12 protein-coding genes are annotated in these 18,553 nt (G+C 50.0%); 5 read left to right on the top strand and 7 right to left on the bottom strand.

Annotation, left to right across the window (positions count from 1 at the left end; genetic code table 11):
- Positions 1 to 124 precede the first annotated feature (124 nt).
- The 4 genes from T494_RS11950 to T494_RS0101830 all read right to left on the bottom strand — a co-directional run bounded on the left by T494_RS11950 (position 125) and on the right by T494_RS0101830 (position 6,778).
- Positions 125 to 1,333: a BMP family ABC transporter substrate-binding protein gene (locus tag T494_RS11950; RefSeq protein ID WP_051539875.1), complete on the bottom strand. Its 1,209-nt coding sequence runs from the start codon at positions 1,331 to 1,333 to the stop codon at positions 125 to 127.
- Entirely contained in the window at positions 1,330 to 4,914 is a 3,585-nt protein-coding gene (locus T494_RS0101840) for an HD domain-containing phosphohydrolase (protein ID WP_051539872.1), read from the bottom strand. Before T494_RS0101840 ends, T494_RS11950 begins: the two co-directional genes overlap by 4 nt.
- 232 nt (positions 4,915 to 5,146) lie before the next feature.
- Positions 5,147 to 5,863, bottom strand: a complete 717-nt coding sequence (locus T494_RS0101835) for a hypothetical protein (RefSeq protein ID WP_028504829.1) — start codon at positions 5,861 to 5,863, stop codon at positions 5,147 to 5,149.
- Between the two features lie 12 nt (positions 5,864 to 5,875).
- Positions 5,876 to 6,778, bottom strand: a complete 903-nt coding sequence (locus T494_RS0101830) for a PrgI family protein (RefSeq protein ID WP_028504828.1) — start codon at positions 6,776 to 6,778, stop codon at positions 5,876 to 5,878.
- A gap of 189 nt (positions 6,779 to 6,967) precedes the next feature.
- Here T494_RS0101830 and T494_RS0101825 point away from each other — a divergent pair, with 189 nt between their 5' ends.
- Positions 6,968 to 7,504 carry a phosphoribosyltransferase family protein gene (locus tag T494_RS0101825; RefSeq protein WP_028504827.1) on the top strand — a complete coding sequence of 179 codons (537 nt, stop codon included), beginning with the start codon at positions 6,968 to 6,970 and terminating at the stop codon, positions 7,502 to 7,504.
- Between the two features lie 23 nt (positions 7,505 to 7,527).
- A complete protein-coding gene (locus tag T494_RS0101820; protein WP_028504826.1) occupies positions 7,528 to 7,887 on the top strand; it encodes a hypothetical protein in 360 nt (119 codons plus the stop codon).
- Between the two features lie 425 nt (positions 7,888 to 8,312).
- Here T494_RS0101820 and carB read toward each other — a convergent pair whose 3' ends face one another.
- The 3 genes from carB to asnB form a co-directional block, all read right to left on the bottom strand.
- Entirely contained in the window at positions 8,313 to 11,495 is a 3,183-nt protein-coding gene (carB, locus tag T494_RS0101815; protein WP_028504825.1) for a carbamoyl-phosphate synthase large subunit, read from the bottom strand.
- Entirely contained in the window at positions 11,488 to 12,579 is a 1,092-nt protein-coding gene (gene carA, locus T494_RS0101810) for a glutamine-hydrolyzing carbamoyl-phosphate synthase small subunit (RefSeq protein WP_028504824.1), read from the bottom strand. Before carA ends, carB begins: the two co-directional genes overlap by 8 nt.
- 115 nt (positions 12,580 to 12,694) lie before the next feature.
- Positions 12,695 to 14,578: an asparagine synthase (glutamine-hydrolyzing) gene (gene asnB, locus T494_RS0101805; protein ID WP_028504823.1), complete on the bottom strand. Its 1,884-nt coding sequence runs from the start codon at positions 14,576 to 14,578 to the stop codon at positions 12,695 to 12,697.
- A gap of 665 nt (positions 14,579 to 15,243) precedes the next feature.
- Here asnB and T494_RS0101800 point away from each other — a divergent pair.
- The 3 genes from T494_RS0101800 (at position 15,244) to T494_RS0101790 (ending at position 18,548) form a co-directional block, all read left to right on the top strand.
- A complete protein-coding gene (locus T494_RS0101800) occupies positions 15,244 to 17,319 on the top strand; it encodes a glycoside hydrolase family 3 C-terminal domain-containing protein (RefSeq protein WP_028504822.1) in 2,076 nt (691 codons plus the stop codon).
- A gap of 106 nt (positions 17,320 to 17,425) precedes the next feature.
- Complete coding sequence (locus T494_RS13245) at positions 17,426 to 18,046, top strand: helix-turn-helix domain-containing protein (RefSeq protein WP_051539867.1); 621 nt, start codon at positions 17,426 to 17,428, stop codon at positions 18,044 to 18,046.
- A complete protein-coding gene (locus T494_RS0101790; protein WP_028504821.1) occupies positions 18,030 to 18,548 on the top strand; it encodes a nitroreductase family protein in 519 nt (172 codons plus the stop codon). The genes T494_RS13245 and T494_RS0101790 overlap by 17 nt, the downstream gene beginning before the upstream one ends.
- Positions 18,549 to 18,553: the final 5 nt, after the last annotated feature.

Below are 18,553 nucleotides of genomic sequence, written 5' to 3'. Positions count from 1 at the left end.
CTGCGTTGTCTTCTAAATTCTGATTTTTCTTAGAAGCCGAAAAACACAATGCCCCCGAGCACTTTGAAATGCTCAGGGGCAAAACTTCTATATGGGTATCTTTTCTTCCTGCCGGGAGGTTTTTTTATTCCACAACGGTGATTATATCCTTCAGGACGTAATGGAAGGTGGGGGCAGAGGACTTTTCATTTTCCACATACTCCTTATTCAGGTCGTATGTATCGTTGGGATCGTTGGGGTCAACTCCTGTATAATCCCCTTTGAAAACGTGTATCTTTCCCTTTTCAAAGTCCTTTATTGTATCCTGCGCAAGCTTTTTGATATCCTCGGAGGCAAGGGCGGAGTTTATTTCAAGAAGCTTTACCCACCCCTCTTTGAATCCGCCGCTTACATCTCTTCCGTTCTTTCTGCCCTCTGAATTGCTCTCAATGTCACGGTCGTTTATCACCGCTTCAATGGCGGCTGACATATACGGCTCCCAGTCTATGCGGCAGCTGGTAAGGGCAGTCCTGGGGGCAACGTTCATCATGTCCTGGTTGTATCCCACGTGGTACACAGGATAGCTCTTGCCGGCATTCTCACAGGCTATCGCCGAGCCTATGGTGTTGGAGTGGTGGGATATTATCACGCAGCCCTCGTCTATAAGCTGCTGCGCCACATTCTTTTCAAGTGCGTAATTTGTCCAGGTGTTTATATACTTTACCTTCATCACGGCGTTTTCACACTGTGAGCGCACGCCCATAAGAAAGGCGGTATATCCCGAGATCACCTCCGCCACCGGGTAGGCTGCCACAAAGCCAACAACTGCCTGGTCTTTGGTGATAACGCCCTTTTCTATCATTTCCTTGAGCTTTGCCCCGGCAACTACGCCGCTGGCATATCTTGCCTGATATATCTCGCCCATGAAGTTATGGTAGTTTTTAAGCTGCGGCTCGGAATTTGCGTTGTCGCAGGTCGCCTCGCAAAACTGTATTTCGGGGTATTTCTCCGCCATTTTCTTTGCGGTTTCTCCGTACCCGTAGGAATTGGTGAAGATAATAGCGCACCCGTCGTCAGCCATTTGGGTCATCACTTCCTCGGCATCTTCATAGGGCACGTTGTATTTTTCAACTGCCTCCACTTTATCGCCGTAGGTAGTCTTTATCTGGTTGACCGCTTTGATAAAATTGGCGGTATAGGGGGTGCTGGCATCGCCGTCAAAGATAAACCCGGCTTTGATGTCCTTATTCTTCCTGCTGTGTGACTGCTCAAATCGGTACACCCCGTAAAAAACGGCTATGGACATCACCCCGGCAATGAGGGCGGCAATTATATTCTTCATTCCCTTTGTCATTGCTGCTCCTCCTCATCCTTCTGGTGTTCGCCCTTATAGAGAGCGTCGATATCTATCTTCTTGTCGTCGATAAGCTTGAGGAAAATGTCAAGCAGCTGCGGGTCAAACTGTGTTCCCCTGCCCTTATGCAGCTCGCCCATGACATAATCAAAATCCTGTCGCTTACGGTAGACTCTGTTTGCGGTCATGGCATCAAAGGCATCGGCAATGGCGATTATCCTTCCGTACAGAGGTATCTCCTCACCCTTCAGACCGTCGGGATAGCCTCTTCCGTCATATCGCTCGTGGTGGAATCTTGCACCTTCCACGACGTGGTCGATAAGGGTAAAGTCTTTGAGTATTTCCGCTCCTCTTGTAACGTGGGTCTTCATTACGGCATACTCCTCATCGGTGAGCCTTGCAGGCTTATTGAGCACCGAATCGGGTATACCTATCTTACCGATATCGTGCAGCAGTGCTGCCTTTCGCAGATTTTCGACTTCGTCGTCTGTGAAGCCGTACTCATGGGCTATCATTGCGGAATACTCCGACACCCTCTGGGAATGCTTACTTGTACGAAGGTCCTTGGCGTCGACTGTTTTTGCGATGGCAAGGATCGTTTCGTTGCCCATCTGTACCTGCTGCAAAGCCATGGACAGCTTTGTCTGCTGAAGCTCCAGAGTTCTTTGGATCCTTGTTCTTGTGACGAACCATGTGAGCCAGCCTACAAACACGCCTGCTACGCCGATAACATAGATCATGAACCAGCCGTTGTCGTAGATAGCTTTTTGCTTATGGAACCTGAACTGGCTCTCCTCAACGATATTGCCGCCGTCGTCCCTTATGGCAAGGTGGAAGGTATAATTTCCCGGATCAAGGTTTGTGTACTGTACCGAGATCAGCTCGCTGCGGCGGACGTTAGTCCAGTCCTTTTCAAAGCCTTCAAGGTAGTAGGAGACCGTGGGGTCATCGTGGGTATAATTGATTATCTCGGGGAAAAATTCGATCTTATGCACATCACGGTCGATGGCAAGGTCGGTATCACGGTCTATACTGCCGGTCTTATCGTCCAGACGCATCTCGGTGAGCATTATTCTGAAGGATCTCTGTCTGAGAAGATAGTTGTCAAGGTTCATCACGAAAACGCCACGGTCAGAGGAAAGGTATACATTCCTGCTGCTGTCGGCGGAATTCCACGAATTTGCTGTCAGCGAGCCCACCAGTCCCGATCGGGAATCCAGTATGGTATACTCGGGGTCCTTGCCCTCAAGCAATGCTTTCTTGTTTACAACATATATACCTGCGCTTCCGGTCACGAGCAGGTCTCCGCTATTGTCTATCATAACGTCATAGTTATTGGAATAGGGGAAGGCTTTGACCTGTGACACCTTGCCGTCGTCGGACATGGTGCATATGCTGTTGGAGGTAACGATATAGACTCTGTTATCCTGCGGGTCGTGTACCAGACGCAGGATGACCTCTGAGGTAAGTCCGTCCTCACGGGTGATATGCTTTTGCGCCTTGCCGTCCTTTATCACGGCTATTCCGTTTCCGTCGGTGCCTGCATAAAGTGTTCCGTCGGGAGTCTGGAGGAAGCAAAGTGCCTGCGCCAGTCCGAATTTATCATCATAGGCTATCTTTGAGCTGATGCTGCCGTTTTTCATAAAGAAGATGCCGTCGGAGGCACTGACAGCTATGGTGCCGTCGTCAAGCTCAAGTGTGGTCCTTATCCAGTCGCCTATTTCCGGGAATTTCTCGGTATAGTCGGTTATGGTGCCCTGTCTGTCTACCACGGCAAGACCCTTGCCGAAGGTGCTTATCCAGACGTTATTGTTTTTGTCTTTGCATATACAGCGTATCCTTACCCCCTTATAATGGTCGGTAAGCCCATTGAGCACACGCTTGTGTGTTTTCAGGTTAAGCATGATAAGACCGTTGTCTGCCCCCGCATAAAGCAGGTCTCTGTCAATGGCGGTGGTATTCACCACGCTGGGCTGTATGCCGCAGTCGGCAAACAGGTCTGTAAAGGATGACCCGGAAAGACGCAGAAGTCCCAGTCTGAGAGATGCAAACCACAGGTTGCCCTGGTAGTCCACCATCATATTTTTTATGGACTGGTCAAAATCACCCGTTTCCTGCTTTGTGAAGCTTCCGCTTGCGTCCACAAAGCCGATACCGTTGTCGGCACATATCCATACACGCCCGTCGATGTCGGGGTAAACTCCGTTTATCCTCACGATATCTTTACAGGTATATGTTTTTTCCACAGTGGCTTTGTTTGCGCCCAGTTTTATAACAAGTATCTTGCCGTCGGCTGTTCCGGCATAAAGTGACCCGTCAGCGGCAAAGTTACAGCTTGCAAGCTCGGAACCCAGGGCTCCGTTCTCAAACCTGGCTGTCACCTCATTGTCCTTCATTATGAACAGCCCGCCCTCGCTGCTTACCGCTGCGACATAGCCGGTGGTATCTGCGCTTATGCTGTTTACATAGCCCACGTCGGGTATCTCTTTCTTTACCGTGATACCCATTTTCAGCTCGATGGAGACCACGCCGCTGGCAGTGCCCACATAATACTCGCCGCTTGCGCTCTGGACTATTGAGCGGATAGAGTTTGAGGGGAGCCCATTTTCCTGCTTTATAACGTTTGTCACCTTTTCGTTTATGACAATGACCACGCCGTTATCGTTTGTACCTACCCAGAGTCTTCCTTCGCCGTCAACATAAAGATAGTTTACGTTTTTTATCTCTTCAAACTCGATCATATGCTTGAACTCGGTTCCGTTATATCTGTAAAGTCCGGCATATGTACCGATCCACATAACGCCGTCGTTGGTCTGCGCTACTGCATTTGCGTGACCGCAGGCAAGTCCGTTTGTGCCGTTGAACACGGTCTGTATATAGGAATCCCTGCCGGTTTCACCTTCACCGGTTTGCTTTGCATCGGCAGCCTGAGCCTGTATGCCCACAGGGGCTATCACCGCACTGAGCAGAACTGCTACGGCAGCGGTCGTGGCGGCAGATGCTCTTGCGGCATCCTTACTTCCCTTTTGGCTCACCCTGCGGACAAGCTTTACCATTACATACATACACAGCGCCGCAAAAAGCTTGTCGGGGAACTCAAGATAAAGCTCGCCCACAAACGAGGAAATGTACTTGTTCCAGCCGCTTTCCATAAACATATCCTTTACGCCGTTGCCCCATATATTGCCGGTATTTCCGTCGGCGATGATAAGGTTTATCACGGTGGATATGACCACGGCTCCTATACTTGTAAAGCCTGCAACGGTCATTGTATGGAACAGGGTATCAAAATACCGTTTGCGTGCCATAAAGCCTACGGTCAGACCTATAAATATACTTACAACAGAATATGCCAGCACAGAACGTGTCCAAAAGCCAAGTATCACATTGCCTGACAGACCGACTATTGCTCCGGGAACAGGTCCCAGGGTGTATGCGCTGAAAAACGTTCCGAATGTATCCAACCAGCCCGGCAGCTGGTATTTTGTTGCCAGCTCACGTCCGATACAGTTGACTATAATGCACACTAAAGCCACTATCACGGCGTGTATAAACTGTCTTTTCGAGCCTTTCTTCTCCACAAAATGTCCCCCTTGCCGATATTGGTAATATCCTATCCCAAGCCCCTTGCTTTGGGGCTGCATATACTTAGTTGTATTATATCATATATTTTGATAGTTTTCAACCTTTCAGGCACATTTTTAAGTCCCGGGAACAAAAAAGCAGGACCGCCCATAATTTTGCAGCGGTCCCGCATTATTGCAGTTATTTATTCTTGTGTGAAAGTGCCATTTGCTCCTTGTGGCGGCAGCCTTATCTGAACTCCCCGGGGCTTTTATCAAAGTAATCGGGATATTCCGGCTCGCTTTTCATATTGGTTATGCTGTGGGTGAGCAGGTAAAAGGCCACATAAGCTGCTGCTATTATCCCAAGGGTCAAAGACGCCATATCGTGGACTGCCACTGCGGCTATGACCATTATTCCTGCCAGAACGATATAAAACTCAGGGGCTTTTTTATACGCCGCCAGAGCCACACCGACTATCGACAGCGGCATGAACGACAGGCTTACCCACATGGGCAGGGCAAGATATCTCAGCTCCCTGTCTGACCTGTACAGCACCGATATTACAATCAGCGCAAAGCTGATTATCTCGGCAAATATGGATATTCCCGCAAAGTCCAGCTTCAGCGTTCTCATTTTTGCTCTGCGTGATGCCATTTTGCTGTTATACGCCTGCCGCCTCGTTTCAAAGTTTATATCCTTCTCATTTTGCTGCTTCTTTTGTCTGAGCTGCTGTTTTTCACGCTTTTCACGCTGCTGCTCAAACGCCTTGTTTATCTCACGGTACTGCTCGTTTGTCAGCACCTTTGCCCACAATCCGTTTTCAAGGTCGGTAAAGCCTGCTTTCACAAGAGCCTGTTCGTTCTCTCCGTCAAGCTCGGTGTCGTATATAAGCGCTTTTACCCATTCGCCGTTAATGCGCTGTTCGCCCGTACGGCACTTCACGTCGTTATATATGCCCTCCACGATGCGTTCTCCTTATTCCTTATTTTTCCCCTCTGCGCTTGCTCTGGCAAGAGCCATCATCAGATCTGCTCCTGCGTCCCTGCCGGACTCAGCTTTTTTCTTTGCCATCACTATCTCCGCAAAGGAGCCTCTTTTCATAAGCGGGATCCCGTCAGAGGAAACGGCGTTGCTTTCACGCTCTCTTTTCAGCGACTGGGAGATCATCATGACCCTTGCAAGCTGCTGCCTTTTCAGATCCTCCATACGCTGCTGCGCAAGATACTCGTCACACAGCTTCAGACACTCCCCCATGGTAGCTGCCTGGTAGGTTTCAAAGACATGGATCATATACTCCAGGGTTTTTATATCCCTGTACCCGTGGGGTATTACGCTTATATCAAAGCTTTTCTCAAACTTCTCCAGCTCGTCCCCTGCTTTCACAAACTCCTTTTGAGTTATATCCAGCCGCCGGGCAGACTGGTCGATAAGCTGTTTTTTATCTCTGCCCTTTTTGAACTGCACAACAAACACCGGCAGCGACGCAAGCAGGATAAGCAGGCTCACCACCCGCAATCCCACAGAACGGGGGTCAAACAAAAACACTGCAACGGACAGCACAAAAGCCGCTGCGAACACTATATACGGGTGCTTTTCAAGCAGTGTAAGCTCTGCCAGGGAGTTTTCCGAGCACAGCTTCACCCGTTGCTTTGCACGGTCACGTTCCTTTTGTAGCTTGTGGAGCGTGAGTGTATCGTCATAGTATTTTTTTACCGTTTTCAGCTGTTTTCTTGCGCTGACCTTATCATGCTCGCTTCGGTCAAGCTCTCTTTCAACTCTTGCCCCGCAGTAGCTGCAGGTTATCATAAACCGGTCCTCGGCAAAATGCAGGTCCGCACCGCAGCTGGGGCACTGATACTCCCTCACATCTGCGCTCATACTCTCACCCCTTTTCTCACCTGTTTCATCCTACACATGATAACACATACTCCCGGCTTTTTCAAGGGGGTAGGTGTCACAGGTGAAAAAATGCCCTTAACAGGTAGATTTGCAGCTATGCGGTGTTGACAAACCCTGCCTGCGGTGTTAAAATAATGTTGTTAAAATATATTTTAAGGACTGATAATTATGCAAACCTATACACTCAAAGTTGCAGGACTTGAAAGAGAGCTGCCTATTCTTCCGGTCAACGAAAAGCTCAGCATAGCTGCATTCGTTATGTTCTCCGATGTGGAGCTGACAGTTGCCTGCGCAAGGGAGCTTCTCAAAAAGGTGGGGGATTTTGACGTTATCCTCACTGCTGAGTCAAAGGGGATACCCCTGGCTTTTGAGCTTGCAAGACAAAGCGGCAAGAACTATGTAGTCGGCAGAAAGAGCGTAAAGCTGTATATGTCCGACCCCATATCGGTAAACGTGAAGTCTATAACCACCCTGGGTGTGCAGACTTTGTACCTGTCCAAAGAGGACGCTGCACGGCTTAAAGGCAAAAAGGTACTTATCGCAGACGACGTTATCAGCACCGGCGAATCCCTCACCGCACTTGAAAAGCTGTGCGAGGAGGCAGGGGGAGTTATCGCCTGCAGATCCGCTGTACTTGCAGAGGGCGAGGCAGCAGACAGAGAGGATATCGTGTTCCTTGAAAAGCTGCCGCTGTTCCCGCAGTAATTGACTATAAAGGAGTTGTAACTATGGACATTCTTGGTATGTGGAAGATCGCACAGGTCAACGTAATGGATAAGGACTTCAAGCAGACTTGGAAAACCGCAGAACAGGTCGCTGCCGACGACAGTATCCACCCGATGCAGAAGGTCATGGCACAGGCTGCCTACCTGTTTGAGCAGGACGGAACATTCAAGCAGCTTATGCCAAAGGCTATAGTCGGCGACGAGGGCGAGCCGTTTGATGACAATTTCGTTGTCGGTCACGTCGGAAAATGGAAAGAGGAGGACGGAAAGCTCTTCACCGAGGGCGACGACGGCTGGGAGGAAGCTGCCCCGACAGCAGACGGATTTGAGGTGTTCCATTTCTTCAGAATAGTAAAGGCATAAATCAGTATTTGTGGGTCTGAACGACCTATAAGGGCTTGCCAAAGACAAGACAGGTTTTTCGGTCCAGCCTTTTCTCGTAAAAAAGGCTGGCGGGTCAAGGGCGGCGCCCTTGCCGCCGTCCGCAGACGGCGGAATACCCTGACGCTTCGCGCGCTCGGCAAGGGGTGAATTTCAAACAGTCCTGTGGACTGTTTGAAAGAGGGGACGCCCTGCAAGAGAGGGCGTGCCCCTACGGAGAATACACTCACTTTTTTCCGCAATCCGCCTGCAAAAAGGCGGATTGAATGGCTCTTGTTTAGGGGGCTTTCCGATCGCCCCCTAAAACCCCTTCGGGCATACCTCTACTGATTTGATAATAGTACAAACTCTAATTTGTCGCAATAACAAAAAACCGATGAAAGCATAACGCTCTCATCGGTCTTTTTTTATTCGGCATCTATTGTCGAAATACCCATTGTCATTTCTTCAAGCACATCAAGCAGCACTCTCACCGTATCCAGCGAGGTGAGCATCGTGACGTTGTTCTGGATAGCGCAGCGGCGTATCTGCACACCGTCCTCGTAGTGCACGCCCGAAAGGATCGCCCTTGTGTTGAGCACATAGCTTACATATCCCGAGCGGATAGAATCCAGAATATCCTTGCTGCCCTCGCTTATCTTGCGGCGGACACGGGTCTTTATGCCATGCTCTTTGAGGAAATTAGCCGTTCCGATAGTCGCCTCGATGTTAAAGCCCATGTTATAAAATCTCTTGACCAGCGGCAAAGCCTCCTGCTTGTCCTCGTCGGCAAGGGTAACGACCACCGTTCCGTAGTTCTGCATATGCACGCCCGATGCGATAAGCGCCTTGTACATTGCTCTGTGGAGCTTTTTGTCGTAGCCTATCGCCTCACCTGTGGACTTCATCTCAGGGGATAGATATGCGTCCATACCGCTGAGCTTTGAGAACGAGAACGCAGGCACCTTAACATAGTAGCGTTCCTTTTCCTTGGGGTATATCTCGGTTATGCCCTGCTCCTTCAGGCTCTTGCCCAGGTTGACAAGGGTTGCGATGTCAGCCAGCGAATAGCCGGTTGCCTTTGACAAAAACGGCACCGTTCTTGACGAGCGGGGGTTTACCTCGATGATGTAGACATTTTCCTGTGAATCAACGATGAACTGGATATTGAACAGACCGATTATACCTATGCCAAGGCCCAGCTTTCTTGTGTACTCAAGTATGGTATCCTTGACCTTCTTTGAGATGCTGAACGACGGATACACGCTGATAGAGTCGCCGGAGTGTACGCCTGTTCTTTCGACAAGCTCCATTATTCCCGGCACAAACACCTGCTCGCCGTCGCAGATAGCGTCCACCTCCACTTCCTTGCCTCGGATATACTTATCCACCAGCACAGGTTTGTCCTCGTCTATCTCAACGGCGGTTTTAAGGTAGTGGCGCAGTGCCTCTTCCTTGGCAACTATCTGCATGGCTCTGCCGCCAAGCACGAAGCTCGGGCGCACAAGCACAGGGTAGCCTATCTCTTCGGCTGCCTTAATGCCTGCTTCGATATTTGTTACTGCCTGTCCCTTTGGCTGGGGTATATTAAGGTCGATAAGCAGCTTTTCAAAGCTATCCCTGTTTTCCGCCCTGTCGATGGCGGCGCAGTCGGTGCCGATTATCCTTACTCCCATATCCGCCAGAGGCTGGGCAAGGTTGATAGCCGTCTGACCGCCCAGAGTGGCAATAACACCCTCCGGCTTTTCCAGCCGGATAACGTTCATAACGTCCTCGACGCACAGAGGCTCGAAATACAGCTTGTCCGAGCAGGTATAGTCGGTGGATACCGTTTCGGGGTTATTGTTTATTATTATAGCCTCATAGCCTGCGGACTTGATAGTCTTTACGGCATGGACGGTGGAATAGTCAAACTCCACGCCCTGTCCGATACGTATAGGACCGGAGCCAAGGACGATTATCTTTTTCTTGTCGGAAACGATAGACTCGTTTTCCTGCTCGTATGTGGAATAGAAGTACGGAATATAGCTCTCAAACTCCGACGCACAGGTATCTATCATCTTATACACAGGGGTGATACCCAGCTTGCTGCGAAGCTCAAAGACCTGTGTTTCGGTCATATCCCAAAGCACTGCGATCTCCCTGTCGGAAAAGCCCATTCTCTTTGCTGTGTAAAGCTCGTCACGGTCGCCCTTGCGTGCCCTCAGCTTTTCTTCCTCGTCTGTTATATTTTTCAGCTTGCGGATAAAGAAAGGATCTATTTTTGTAGCCTGTGCGATCTCTTCCTCGCCCACCCCAAGCCTTAAAAGCTGTGCGATAGCGTAGATACGGTCGTCGGTGCCTATCTTTATATACTCAAGCAATCCGTCCTTTTTCATATACTCAAAGCGTTTATGCTCCAGGTGGAAAAGTCCTATCTCCAGTGACCTTATGGCTTTCAGCAGGCTCTCCTCAATAGTCCTGCCCACGCTCATTACCTCGCCTGTGGCTTTCATCTGGGTGCTCAGGGAGTTATTTGCATCGGCAAATTTATCAAAGGGGAACCTTGGCATCTTTGTTACCACATAGTCAAGGGCAGGCTCGAAGGATGCGGGGGTGTTTGCTATCTGTATCTCGTCAAGGGTCATTCCCACGCCTATCTTTGCGGAAACTCTTGCGATAGGATATCCGCTTGCCTTTGAGGCAAGTGCGGAAGAGCGGGAAACTCTCGGGTTTACCTCGATAAGGTAATACTGGAATGAGTCCGGGTCAAGGGCAAACTGGACGTTGCAGCCGCCGTTGACCTGAAGTGCCCGGATAAGCTTCAGCGCACTGTCACGCAGCATATGGTACTCTTTATTGGTCAGAGTCTGGGACGGGCACACAACGATAGAGTCACCTGTATGTATTCCCACAGGGTCAAGATTTTCCATGTTACAGATAGTAAGGGCGGTGTCGTTTGAGTCACGCATCACCTCGTACTCTATCTCTTTATAGCCCTTTATGCTCTTTTCGATAAGCACCTGGTGGACAGGGGAAAGGGCAAGGGCGTTTTTCATTACCGTGCGGAACTCCTGCTCGTTGTCGGCAAATCCGCCTCCTGTTCCTCCGAGGGTAAATGCAGGGCGAAGCACCACGGGGTAGCCTATTTTTTCTGCCACCTCAAGTCCCTGCTCCATGGTGTTTGCGATATCCGAGGGAAGCACAGGCTCGCCAAGCTGTGTACACAGCTCCTTGAACAGCTCTCTGTCCTCTGCTTTTTCTATACAGTCGCTCTTTGTACCCAGAAGCTCCACGCCGCACTCCTTCAAAACACCTTTCTTTTCAAGGCGCATGGCGATATTGAGCCCCGTCTGTCCGCCGATATTGGGCAGTATTGCATCAGGACGCTCGTATCTTATTATCTTTGCGCAGTATTCCAGCGTCAGCGGCTCCATATACACCTTGTCCGCAATGGCGGTGTCGGTCATTATGGTGGCTGGGTTGGAGTTGCACAGTATTACCTCGTAGCCCTCCTCTTTAAGGGCAAGGCAAGCCTGGGTGCCTGCATAGTCGAACTCCGCAGCCTGACCGATTACGATAGGACCGGAGCCTATGACCAGTATCTTTTTTATATCCGTTCTCTTAGGCATTTCCCCTGACCTCCTTCATAAGCTCAACAAATCTGTCAAACAGATATGCACTGTCCTGTGGACCGGGTGCGCTTTCGGGGTGGTACTGGACGCTGAACACCTTGTCCGCCTTGCACTCAACGCCCTCGATGGTGTTGTCAAGCAGATTTATATGTGTCGCTGTAAGGTCTGTATCTTTCAGACTTTCCATATCCACCGCATAGGAGTGGTTTTGCGAGGTTATTTCTATCTTGCCTGTTTTAAGGTTCCTGACAGGGTGGTTTCCCCCTCTGTGTCCGAATTTAAGCTTATAGGTTTTTGCTCCGTACGCCAGGGAAATGATCTGGTGTCCGAGGCAGATGCCGAAGATAACGTGCTTTCCACGGAGCTGTTTTATAGTTTCGATCACCGGCGGTACATCGGTGGGGTCTCCCGGTCCGTTGGAAATAAACACGCCGTCGGGCTTATAGCTTTCTATCTCCTTGGCTGTGGTATCCCAGGGCACGATTATGACCTTGCAGCCCCGCTTGTTCAGCGAGCGCACGATATTCATTTTCATTCCGCAGTCGATTGCCACAACGGTGTACCGTTCATGCTCTGTTCTTGACAGCCAGGGCTCCTTACAGCTCACCTTTCTGACTGCATCTGTGGGGATAGTGGTCTGCTCCAGGATCTTCATGCCCCACTCCAACCGGGTGTCTGCCCCTGTGATAAGGGCTTTTCGGCTTCCCAGATCTCTTATGGAGCGGTTTATCTTTCTGGTGTCGACGCCATAGATACCCGGAACGTTGTACTCCTTCATCACCTGTGAAAGAGTCTTACTGCACCGGAAATTCGACGGCTCGTCGTTATACTCCCTTACCACCAGCGCACCGATAGTCGGTATCTTTGTTTCGTAATCGTCATCAGCCATGCCGTAGTTGCCAATAAGGGGATATGTCATGACCACAGCCTGATATGTATACGACGGGTCGGAGATTATCTCCTGATAACCCACCATTGAGGTGTTGAAAACTATCTCGCACACCTTGTCGCAGTCTGCACCGAATCCGTAGCCGTAATACTCCTGTCCGTCCTCCAGAATAAGCTTTCTGTTATAATCCATAACCTCGACTCCTTACAGTTTTACCTTGAAAAAGCGTCCCTAATGTGTGACACTAAGGACGCAATATCTCTAACCTAACATTATACATCCAAGTGCCCGGATTGTCAAGACACTTTCACACCGCCCGGCAATATTTTCCGTTGTTTTCAAAATATACTCTGTACCACACAAGGAAGGTGAACACCGTCCATATCTTCCTGCTGTTATCGGCCTTGCCAGCCTTGTGGTCCTCAAGCAGCTTTTCAAGCACCGCTGTGTTAAAAAACTTTTCCGAGCTTTGGCTCTCAAACGCCTTTTTAACAATGGCGCAGTATTTGTCCTCCCGCAGCCACACCCTTATGGGCACGGGAAATCCCAGCTTTTTCTTTTCCGAGGTCTTTTCCGTTTCTTTGGGAGTGTTCTTTTTCGCCGCAAGCCTCATCGCATATTTTGTGATGTATTTTGTCTGCTGTGTCTTTTCCTTTCGGGTGACCCTGTACTTTGTGGGTATCCCCTGGGCAAGCTTCATGACCTTTTTATCCAGGAAAGGCACCCTTACCTCCAGGGAGTTTGCCATGCTCATCTTGTCCGCTTTCAGAAGGATATCTCCCGACAGCCACAAATGCAGGTCAAGATACTGCATCTTCGTAACGTCGTCCGCTTTTTTCACCCGCTTGTAATAATGCCCTGTTATCTTCATTGGGTCGGGCGCATCGGTGGTTATTTTCAAAAGCTCTTTGCGCTGCTTGGGTGTAAACATATATGCGTTGCCGATAAATCTTTCCTCTACCGTTTTTCCCTTTCGCACAAAAAAGTTTACTCCACGCTTTGCAGGCAGCTTTGAAGCTAACTTGCCCACCCCTCTTTTGAAAAATCCCGGCAGCCTGTCGTAGAACGTTCCGCCCGGGTCGCTGTATACATTGTATCCGCCGAATATCTCGTCTGCGCCCTCGCCGGAAAGTGCCACCTTGACCTTCCGGGATGCGATATTGCACACGAAATAAAGGGCTACCGCCGATGGATCCGCCAGCGGCTCGTCCATATGGTACTGTATCTTTTCAAGGCTTCCCCAATACTCCTCGGGGCTTATCACCTTGCTGTAATTATCCTTGCCGATAGCTTTTGAAAACTCCTTGGCAAAGCCTATCTCGTTGTACTTTTCATCTGTCCCGAATCCAACGGTAAATGTCTTGTCAACATCGGCTACTGCCGCAACTGTGCTTGAATCCACTCCGCTGGAAAGAAACGAGCCCACCTCTACGTCCGCTATCTTATGAGCTGTCACAGAATCCCTGAATGTGTCGGATATGCTGTCCACCCAGTCTTTAAGGCTCTTGCTCTTATCCTCTTCAAAGGTGATGTCCCAATAACGCTTTACCTCCAGCTCCCCGCTGCTATATCTGAAATAGTGGGCAGGCATAAGCTTATAAACATTTTTGAAAAAGGTCTCCTGTGTGGGGGAATACTGGAATGTGAGATAATTTTCAAGCGCACGCTCGTTAAGCTCTTTTTTGAAATCGGGGTGCTCCAAAAAGCTCTTTATTTCCGAGCCGAACATGAACGTATCGCCCATAACTGCGTAATACATAGGCTTGATGCCAAAAAAGTCCCTTGCACCGAAAAGCTCCTTGTTCTTACTGTCCCAGATAACAAAGGCAAACATCCCTCTTAGCTTGCCAAGAAGCTTAGCTCCGTATTCCTCATAGCCATGTATCAGCACCTCGGAATCGGTGTTTGTGGCAAATGTATGGCCTGCCGCTGCAAGCTCCTTACGAATGTCACGGTAGTTGTATATCTCGCCGTTGAACACCAGCACCATGCTCCTGTCTTCGTTGAATATGGGCTGGTCCCCCTGGGACGTTATGTCTATGATGCTAAGCCTGCGGTGACCCAATGCAACACCGTCATCTACGTATTTCCCATACGCATCAGGTCCACGGTGCTTTATCCTGTCCATCATCCTGCCTATCACTTCATCCGCTTCTTTTATCTTGTTTGTAAAGCCTACTATCCCACACATCTGTGTCACCTCGTCAATTCAGAATTTATCACATTATCCTTACATAGTAGTTGGGGATATTCTCTTGGAAAAAAGTTTTTCCTCAAACTCTCCTCTTGAACTTCTACACATTTTCGGTGATCGGGAGGTGTGGCTCCCGATTGCCGAAAATCTATAAAAGGTTTAGGAAGGGGGTCTGGACGGGATAGAGTAACCGTTACCACGGTTACTCTGAAGAACGGCTATGCCGTTCTTCGACCCTCTCTCCAAAAGGGTTTCCCCCGGCTGCCACGCAAGGGTACTGCGGTAGATTCTGATTTATAATAAATCTAAAAATGAAAGTTTGTCGGCCTCTTCCACCGAAATGTTCAAATTCTTTGCATCGGGAGCACCGGACAAAAAAACATTATACTTCCCGATTATCACCTATATGATTATAATGCAAGTCGCTTCAAAAGTCAATCATTTTTGCATCTTTCGGTTTACAATCCTTCATTTTCTACAAAACTTTTCTGCTGCCGGCTTCACATTTATGCACCTATGCTCAAAAGAGAAAAGCCGGGGCAGTACACCGGGCGGAGAAAATGCGGTGTGCACCGGAACAAAATTCAGATTTCGGTTGATTTTACCGTGAAAAAAGGTTATAATCTAAGTAAGGAAAATTTAACCGCAACAGGAGGAATATCATGAAAAAATATCTTGATGAGACCCTTTCACCGCAGGAAAGAGCCGAGGCTCTGGTCCAGGAGCTTACCGTGGAGGAAATGGCAGGCTTACTGAAATACGAATCCGATGAGGTCAAGCGTCTTGGGATAAAGGCATACAACTGGTGGGGAGAGGGACTGCACGGCTTTTCCCGTTCCGGCATCTCCACACTTTTCCCTCAGGCTATCGGGCTTGCGGCGACCTTTGACCGCAAGCTGCTGCGCCTTGCAGGCAGGGTAACAGGCACCGAGGCACGGGCAAAATTCAAGTGGTATTCAAAATACGGGGACGTGGATAAATTCAAGGGCATAACCCTATGGGCTCCCAACATCAACATCTTTCGTGACCCACGCTGGGGACGGGGACAGGAGACCTACGGCGAGGACCCTTATCTCACCGCCGAGCTGGGTATACAGTATGTAAAGGGCATTCAGGGAGAGGAAAAGACCATGCTTGCGGCAGCCTGCGCAAAGCATTTTGCTGCTCACAGCGGACCCGAGGAGACACGCCACGGCTTTAACGCACAGGTCAGCGAAAAGGACCTTAACGAGACGTATCTTCCTGCCTTTGAAAGACTGGTAAAGGAAGCTAAGGTGGAGGGGGTAATGGGCGCATACAACGCTGTCAACGGCGAGCCTTCCTGCGCCAGCCCTTATCTTATGGACAAGCTGAAGGAGTGGGGCTTTGACGGATACTTTGTTTCCGACTGCTGGGCGATAAGAGACTTCCACGAAGCCCACAAGATAACCTCCTCACCCATGGAATCCGCCGCTCTTGCGATAAACGCAGGGTGCGATGTGAACTGCGGCTGCACCTACGAGCATCTGCTGGAGGCTTACGAGAGAGACCTTGTGGACGAGGAGGCAATAAAAAAAGCCTGCGTTCACGCCATGAGGACAAGGATACGGCTTGGTATGCTGGACAGCACACAGCACTTTGACATTCCCTACACCGCTGTTTGCTGCAAACAGCACAAAGAGGCTTCCCTTGAGGCGGCGCAGAAGTCAATGGTACTTCTAAAAAACAACGGCCTGCTGCCCCTTGACGAAAACAAGATACAGACCGTTGCGGTCATCGGTCCTCACGGGGACAGCACAATGGCTCTTGAGGGCAACTACACCCCTAAAGCAGACAGATACACCACCTTTGCCGCAGGAATACAGGACAGGTTCGGCGGACGTGTGATATTCGCAGAGGGCTGCCACCTTTACAAGGACAGAGTTTCCCAGATAAGCCATGCAGGTGACAGATATGCCGAAGCCATGGCTGCTGCGGAGAATTCCGACGTGGTGGTTGCCTGTGTGGGACTGGACGCAACCATTGAGGGTGAGCAGGGAGATGCAGGAAATGAATACGGCTCGGGTGACAAGACTGACCTTATGCTGCCGCTGAGCCAGAGGACGCTCCTTGAAAAGCTCAAAGCCACAGGCAAGCCCCTTATCGTGGTGTGCGCCGCAGGAAGCGCAATAAACACCCTTGTTGACTCCGACGCTCTGATACACGTCTGGTACAGCGGTTCAGAGGGCGGAAAAGCCCTTGCGCAGATCCTTTTCGGAGACATCTCCCCCTCGGGAAAGCTGCCCGTTACATTCTACGAGGACGCTGACGCTCTCCCGGATTACGAGGACTACTCCATGAAAAACCGCACATACCGTTACGTTTCGGGAAATGTGCTATATCCATTCGGCTACGGTCTGACATATTCCAAGGTGCGCTGCGGTGATCTTGCATACTCGGACTTTACCGCAGAGGTGGATATAGAAAACACCGGCAGCTTTGAGGTGCAGGAGGTGGTGCAGGTGTACATCAAGGACCGCTGCGAGCACGCTGTGCCTAACCACAAGCTTTGCGGCTTTGAAAGAGTCCGCCTTATGCCCGGGGAGAAAAAGAGAGTAAGTCTTGCCCTTGACAAGGATATGTTTACGGCGGTAAACGAAAAGGGCGAAAAAGCGGTCTACTCAAAGGATTTTACCCTTTATGCCGGGGTGTGCCAGCCCGATGCGCTCAGCGAAAAGCTCTGTGGCTGCGCTTGCGCAAGTCTGGAGATAACGATGTGAGAAAGACATCGGCTCACAGAGGTGTTGTTTTCAAAACTTTTGCTTTACAAAAGGGCGCAGATGTGGTATAATCCTATCATAAACCTAAGGTAAAGGCGGAGACTGTATGAGCATTTTTTCCCAGCGGCTTGAAAGCGTGATGAAAGAAAAAAATCTGCGACAGCACCAGCTGTGCGAGATGACGGGCATATCAAAATCCTTTATAAGCTCCTATCTGGCAGGACGTTTCTCACCCAAGGCTGACAAGCTTTCGGCGATCTCCAAAGCTCTGGGGGTATCCGAGGGCTGGCTTATGGGGTACGAAAACTCGGCAAAATACAGCTATGACCCAAGCAAGGTGGCAAAGATACCCGTTAAGGACCACAGCGGAAAGGTGGTCGCTCACCGCCCGGTAATATACAGCGGTGCCACCGACAGCAGCAAGCTTACTTTTTATCTTTGCACCGACAGGGATAATTTCCCTCACATCAAGCAGGGGGACATGATCCTGGTGCAAAAGTGCGCCGACTTTCAGCAGGAAGGCTGTACCTATGCCATAAGAAAGGACGGGAAAATAACCTTCCGCACTCACAGATTCAACGGCAGCGTGCTTGTTCTCAGCGCAGAGAACACCGCACCCACCATTTATCTTGACGACTATCACAGCGACATAATCGTTATGGGAAAGGTGCTTGAAATACGCAGAGAGATGGATAAGGAGGAAAACAAAGATGAACAGCGTAATTGAGGCTATACTCCAAAGGCGAAGCATTAAACAGTATACAGGCGAGCAAGTGACAGATGAGGAGCTTGAGCAGATAATAAAATGCGGACTTTATGCTCCCAACGGCAGAAGTGCGCAGGCACCGGTGTTTGTGGCGGTGAGGGACAAGCAGACAAGAGACCTGCTCTCAAAGCTCAACGCTGAAGTCATGGGCTCGGGGGAGGACCCTTTCTACGGCGCACCCTGCGTTATCTGCGTACTGGCGGACGCACAAAGGAGCACCGCTGTGGAGGATGGCAGTCTTGCTCTGGGAAATATGTGCCTTGCAGCCCATTCCCTTGGTCTGGGGTCATGCTGGATACACAGGTGCAGACAGGTTTTTGAAACGCCCAAGGGCAAGGAGCTTCTTGAAAAATGGGGCGTACAGGGAGACCTTATCGGCGTAGGATTTTGTATCTTGGGGCGCAGCACCCAGCAGAAAGAGCCTGCACCACGCAGGGACAACAGGGTCTACTACGTTGACTGACAACA

Source organism: Ruminococcus sp. FC2018 (genome assembly GCF_000621805.1).
Taxonomy (GTDB): domain Bacteria; phylum Bacillota; class Clostridia; order Oscillospirales; family Ruminococcaceae; genus Hominimerdicola.
This window is presented reverse-complemented; position numbering and strand designations above follow the sequence as displayed.

What these genes read in the sequence shown, in the direction of transcription:
- T494_RS11950 (WP_051539875.1), bottom strand. Translation starts at nt 1,333, where the DNA reads ATGACAAAGGGAATGAAGAATATAATTGCCGCCCTCATTGCCGGGGTG.
- T494_RS0101820 (WP_028504826.1), top strand. Translation starts at nt 7,528, where the DNA reads ATGGACATTCTTGGTATGTGGAAGATCGCACAGGTCAACGTAATGGAT.
- T494_RS0101825 (WP_028504827.1), top strand. Translation starts at nt 6,968, where the DNA reads ATGCAAACCTATACACTCAAAGTTGCAGGACTTGAAAGAGAGCTGCCT.
- carA (WP_028504824.1), bottom strand. Translation starts at nt 12,579, where the DNA reads ATGGATTATAACAGAAAGCTTATTCTGGAGGACGGACAGGAGTATTAC.
- T494_RS13245 (WP_051539867.1), top strand. Translation starts at nt 17,426, where the DNA reads ATGAGCATTTTTTCCCAGCGGCTTGAAAGCGTGATGAAAGAAAAAAAT.
- T494_RS0101830 (WP_028504828.1), bottom strand. Translation starts at nt 6,778, where the DNA reads ATGAGCGCAGATGTGAGGGAGTATCAGTGCCCCAGCTGCGGTGCGGAC.
- T494_RS0101800 (WP_028504822.1), top strand. Translation starts at nt 15,244, where the DNA reads ATGAAAAAATATCTTGATGAGACCCTTTCACCGCAGGAAAGAGCCGAG.
- T494_RS0101790 (WP_028504821.1), top strand. Translation starts at nt 18,030, where the DNA reads ATGAACAGCGTAATTGAGGCTATACTCCAAAGGCGAAGCATTAAACAG.
- asnB (WP_028504823.1), bottom strand. Translation starts at nt 14,578, where the DNA reads ATGTGTGGGATAGTAGGCTTTACAAACAAGATAAAAGAAGCGGATGAA.
- carB (WP_028504825.1), bottom strand. Translation starts at nt 11,495, where the DNA reads ATGCCTAAGAGAACGGATATAAAAAAGATACTGGTCATAGGCTCCGGT.